Here is a 5,654-nt window from a genome sequence, read left to right on the forward strand (position 1 = left end):
CTCAAAAGCGCTATCCAGTGCCTGGACGGTGCGCTTCGTCAGCCGGATAAAAAGAAGCCGTGCAAAAGAAAAACCCCCACCGTTTCCGGTGAGGGTTGATCAGGATAAAGCCCCTGGCGGTGACCTACTCTTGCATGGGCGAGCCACACTACCATCGGCGCATGCGCGTTTCACTTCTGAGTTCGGGATGGGATCAGGTGGTACCACGCCGCTATGGCCGCCAGGGAAGGGGTTGAAGCAGCGCACCAAGCGCCGGCTTCAGTCTGGAGCACAAAGCCTTTCTGAAGAGTCCGCCATGGATGGCGGGTTTTGCTCTTCGCGAAAAGGACTTCGCGTCAAATAAATCATAAACGAGTGACAAGCGTCGAGGTGAATTCGATATCGAACGTTGGCCATGCCAAGGACACACGAAGCGTCTTGGGGTTATATGGTCAAGCCGCACGGCTCATTAGTATCAGTTAGCTCCATGCATTGCTGCACTTCCACACCTGACCTATCAACCACCTGGTCTTGATGGTGCCTTAAGGAGAGTCAAGCTCTCGGGAGATCTCATCTTGGGGCGTGCTTCCCGCTTAGATGCTTTCAGCGGTTATCACTTCCGTTCATAGCTACCGGGCAATGCCATGGGCATGACAACCCGAACACCAGCGGAACGTCCACTCCGGTCCTCTCGTACTAGGAGCAGCCCCCCTCAAATCTCCAACGCCCACGACAGATAGGGACCGAACTGTCTCACGACGTTCTGAACCCAGCTCGCGTACCACTTTAAATGGCGAACAGCCATACCCTTGGGACCGGCTACAGCCCCAGGATGTGATGAGCCGACATCGAGGTGCCAAACACCGCCGTCGATATGAACTCTTGGGCGGTATCAGCCTGTTATCCCCGGAGTACCTTTTATCCGTTGAGCGATGGCCCTTCCATACAGAACCACCGGATCACTAAGACCTACTTTCGTACCTGCTTGATCCGTCGATCTCGCAGTCAAGCACGCTTATGCCTTTGCACACAGTGCGCGATGTCCGACCGCGCTGAGCGTACCTTCGTGCTCCTCCGTTACTCTTTGGGAGGAGACCGCCCCAGTCAAACTACCCACCATACATGGTCCCTGACCCGGATAACGGGCCGAGGTTAGAACGTCAAGCACTTCAGGGTGGTATTTCAAGGATGGCTCCATGCAAGCTAGCGCCTGCACTTCAAAGCCTCCCACCTATCCTACACAGAAGAACTCAACGTTCAATGTAAAGCTATAGTAAAGGTTCACGGGGTCTTTCCGTCTTGCCGCGGGAACGCTGCATCTTCACAGCGAATTCAATTTCACTGAGTCTCGGGTGGAGACAGCGCCGCTGTCGTTACGCCATTCGTGCAGGTCGGAACTTACCCGACAAGGAATTTCGCTACCTTAGGACCGTTATAGTTACGGCCGCCGTTTACTGGGGCTTCGATCAAGAGCTTCGCCTTGCGGCTGACCCCATCAATTAACCTTCCAGCACCGGGCAGGCGTCACACCCTATACGTCCACTTTCGTGTTTGCAGAGTGCTGTGTTTTTGATAAACAGTCGCAGCGGCCAGGTTACTGCGACCCATCGACGCTCAGTCACGCACGTGACCACGTCAATGGGCGCACCTTCTCCCGAAGTTACGGTGCCATTTTGCCTAGTTCCTTCACCCGAGTTCTCTCAAGCGCCTTGGGATTCTCACCCTGCCTACCAGTGTCGGTTTACGGTACGGTTTTTCTATAGCTGAAGCTTAGTGGCTTTTCCTGGAAGCGTGGTATCAGTCACTTCGTCCAAAATAGGACTCGTCTCGGTGCTCGGCATAAAGGGTCCCGGATTTGCCTAAGACCCATGCCTACCGCCTTTCCCCGGGACAACCAACGCCCGGTAGACCTAACCTTCTCCGTCCCCACATCGCACTATAGAAAAGTGCAGGAATATTAACCTGCTTCCCATCGACTACGCATTTCTGCCTCGCCTTAGGGGCCGACTCACCCTGCGCCGATGAACGTTGCGCGAGGAAACCTTGGGCTTTCGGCGTGGGGGCTTTTCACCCCCATTATCGTTACTCATGTCAGCATTCGCACTTCCGATACCTCCAGCATGCTTTACAACACACCTTCACAGGCTTACGGAACGCTCCTCTACCGCGTACACATAAATGTGCACACCCCGAGCTTCGGTGCATGGCTTAGCCCCGTTAAATCTTCCGCGCAGACCGACTCGACCAGTGAGCTATTACGCTTTCTTTAAAGGATGGCTGCTTCTAAGCCAACCTCCTGGCTGTCTATGCCTTTCCACATCGTTTTCCACTTAGCCATGACTTGGGGACCTTAGCTGCGGGTCTGGGTTGTTTCCCTTTTCACGACGGACGTTAGCACCCGCCGTGTGTCTCCCGGATAGTCTGTCCTGGTATTCGGAGTTTGCCATGGTTTGGTAAGTCGCGATGACCCCCTAGCCATAACAGTGCTCTACCCCCAGGAAGATTCGTCCGAGGCGCTACCTAAATAGCTTTCGAGGAGAACCAGCTATCTCCGAGTTTGTTTAGCCTTTCACTCCTATCCTCAGCTCATCCCCATCTATTGCAACAGATGTGGGTTCGGTCCTCCAGTGCGTGTTACCGCACCTTCAACCTGGCCAAGGATAGATCACTCGGTTTCGGGTCTACTGCCTGAGACTATGCGCCCTATTCAGACTCGATTTCTCTTCGCCTCCCCTATACGGTTAAGCTTGCCACAGACAGTAAGTCGCTGACCCATTATACAAAAGGTACGCAGTCACCCTTGCGGGCTTCCACTGCTTGTACGTATACGGTTTCAGGGTCTATTTCACTCCCCTCTCCGGGGTTCTTTTCGCCTTTCCCTCACGGTACTAGTTCGCTATCGGTCAGTCAGTAGTATTTAGCCTTGGAGGATGGTCCCCCCATGTTCAGACAAGGTTTCACGTGCCCCGCCTTACTCAATTTCACACAAAATGCCTTTTCGTCGACTGGGCTATCACCATCTATGGCCGGGCTTTCCATCCCGTTTGACTAAAACATAATGTGCTTTTGGGCTAGTCCCCGTTCGCTCGTCGCTACTCAGGGAATCTCGGTTGATTTCTTTTCCTCCGGGTACTTAGATATTTCAGTTCCCCGGGTTCGCCCCGTACACCTATGTATTCAGTGCACGGTACCGCTTGCGCGGTGGGTTTCCCCATTCGGACATTGCCGGATCAAAGCTTGTTGCCAGCTCCCCGACACTTTTCGCAGGCTGCCACGTCCTTCATCGCCTCTGACTGCCAAGGCATCCACCGTATACGCTTAGTCGCTTGACCATATAACCCCAAGTCGCCTCGGGGCATACACCCTCTTCAGGTGCAGCCAAGTTACTTCGTTTTCGTGCCTTAACACTTGCCTCGGTTCGGTTTCGAACCAAGACGCTTGTCACTCGTTTATGGGTTTTCAAAGAACATCATACCGGCCTCAATGCCGGATGATTTCAACAAATCTTGTGTGTGCTGATACTTCACGCGCCTGATCGAACCTTGGTGGAGCCTGTCGGGATCGAACCGACGACCCCCTGCTTGCAAAGCAGGTGCTCTCCCAGCTGAGCTAAGGCCCCAAGGAAACCTTGGCATAATGGTGGGTCTGGGTGGACTCGAACCACCGGCCTCACCCTTATCAGGGGTGCGCTCTAACCACCTGAGCTACAGACCCATGAAGGATGAACCCCAGAACCCGCGAGCAAAGCTACCTGGACAAACTGCCTAGGCCCAGATTCGAAGCCGCTGTTGATGAAGAGTCCGACCATGGATGGTCGGTCTTGATCTACGCTCTTCGCGACAGGATGTCGCGTGAAGTACAGGTGTCTTGTGTGGACGTCTTGCGTGAGTGACTCACGCCGTCATTTCTTGAAAGGAGGTGATCCAGCCGCACCTTCCGATACGGCTACCTTGTTACGACTTCACCCCAGTCATGGACCACTCCGTGGGCGTCGTCCTCCTTGCGGTTAGACTAACGCCTTCTGGAGCAACCCACTCCCATGGTGTGACGGGCGGTGTGTACAAGGCCCGGGAACGTATTCACCGCGGCATAGCTGATCCGCGATTACTAGCGATTCCGACTTCACGGAGTCGAGTTGCAGACTCCGATCCGGACTGGGATCGGCTTTCTGGGATTGGCTCCACCTCGCGGTATTGCAACCCTCTGTACCGACCATTGTAGTACGTGTGTAGCCCTGGCCGTAAGGGCCATGATGACTTGACGTCATCCCCACCTTCCTCCGGTTTGTCACCGGCAGTCTCCTTAGAGTTCCCACCATTACGTGCTGGCAACTAAGGACAAGGGTTGCGCTCGTTGCGGGACTTAACCCAACATCTCACGACACGAGCTGACGACAGCCATGCAGCACCTGTGTTCCGATTCCCGAAGGCACTCCTGCATCTCTGCTGGATTCCGGACATGTCAAGGCCAGGTAAGGTTCTTCGCGTTGCATCGAATTAAACCACATACTCCACCGCTTGTGCGGGCCCCCGTCAATTCCTTTGAGTTTCAGTCTTGCGACCGTACTCCCCAGGCGGCGAACTTAACGCGTTAGCTTCGACACTGATCTCCGAGTTGAGACCAACATCCAGTTCGCATCGTTTAGGGCGTGGACTACCAGGGTATCTAATCCTGTTTGCTCCCCACGCTTTCGTGCTTCAGCGTCAGTGTTGTCCCAGATGGCCGCCTTCGCCACTGATGTTCCTCCCGATCTCTACGCATTTCACCGCTACACCGGGAATTCCACCATCCTCTGACACACTCTAGCTGCCCAGTATCCATCGCCATTCCCAGGTTGAGCCCGGGGATTTCACGACAGACTTAAACAACCGCCTACGCACCCTTTACGCCCAGTAATTCCGATTAACGCTTGCACCCTTCGTATTACCGCGGCTGCTGGCACGAAGTTAGCCGGTGCTTATTCCTCAGGTACCGTCAGCCCCATAGGTTATTAACCCGTGGTATTTCGTTCCTGATAAAAGTGCTTTACAACCCGAGGGCCTTCTTCACACACGCGGCATTGCTGGATCAGGCTTTCGCCCATTGTCCAATATTCCCCACTGCTGCCTCCCGTAGGAGTCTGGGCCGTGTCTCAGTCCCAGTGTGGCTGATCATCCTCTCAGACCAGCTAGCGATCGTCGCCTTGGTGGGCCATTACCCCGCCAACTAGCTAATCGCACATCGGTTCGTCCTGCCGCGCGAGGCCCGAAGGTCCCCCGCTTTCTCCCGTAGGACGTATGCGGTATTAGTCCCGGTTTCCCGAGGTTATCCCCCACGTCAGGGTAGATCCCGATGCATTACTCACCCGTCCGCCACTCGCCACCCAAGGAGCAAGCTCCCCTGTGCTGCCGTTCGACTTGCATGTGTTAGGCATGCCGCCAGCGTTCAATCTGAGCCAGGATCAAACTCTTCACTTAAGTTTTCGACCATGTCATCACCTTGCAGCGATGGATGATCTATCTTTCTGAAGCGTATGTTCCCAACCAATCAAAACTCATTACTGACTTTTTTCTTGGTGGGACGCTTGCATTGCTTGGACAGGTCGTGACCCATTCAACACAAGACGTCCACACAATTCACCTGCGCACACTGTCAAAGATCGTTCGCTTGGCACCGGTTTTCCCGGTACCGCCCCA

At 54.5% G+C, this 5,654-nt stretch carries 1 protein-coding gene, 2 tRNA genes and 3 rRNA genes; 1 reads left to right on the forward strand and 5 read right to left on the reverse strand.

All coding sequences use genetic code 11. The features are described from left to right. Positions 1-111: 111 nt before the first annotated feature. The 5 genes from rrf to ACFPK0_RS16870 all read right to left on the reverse strand — a co-directional run bounded on the left by rrf (position 112) and on the right by ACFPK0_RS16870 (position 5,435). Positions 112-225 (reverse strand): 5S ribosomal RNA (rrf, locus tag ACFPK0_RS16850). Positions 226-427: 202 nt separating this feature from the next. Further along, positions 428-3,311: ribosomal RNA gene (locus ACFPK0_RS16855) — 23S ribosomal RNA — on the reverse strand. Positions 3,312-3,522: 211 nt separating this feature from the next. Next, positions 3,523-3,598 (reverse strand) — tRNA-Ala (locus tag ACFPK0_RS16860). Positions 3,599-3,616: 18 nt separating this feature from the next. Beyond that, positions 3,617-3,693 (reverse strand) — tRNA-Ile (locus tag ACFPK0_RS16865). A 197-nt stretch (positions 3,694-3,890) separates the two neighbouring features. Further along, positions 3,891-5,435 (reverse strand): 16S ribosomal RNA (locus ACFPK0_RS16870). Together the 16S, 23S and 5S rRNA genes with 2 tRNA genes alongside form the textbook arrangement of a ribosomal RNA operon. A gap of 34 nt (positions 5,436-5,469) precedes the next feature. Between ACFPK0_RS16870 and ACFPK0_RS16875 the strand changes: the two genes are divergently transcribed. After that, on the forward strand, positions 5,470-5,654 hold a 185-nt coding region (locus ACFPK0_RS16875; RefSeq protein WP_377342422.1), incomplete at its 3' end, for a hypothetical protein.

It is taken from the genome of Rhodanobacter ginsenosidimutans, from assembly GCF_042655685.1.
Lineage (GTDB): Bacteria > Pseudomonadota > Gammaproteobacteria > Xanthomonadales > Rhodanobacteraceae > Rhodanobacter > Rhodanobacter ginsenosidimutans.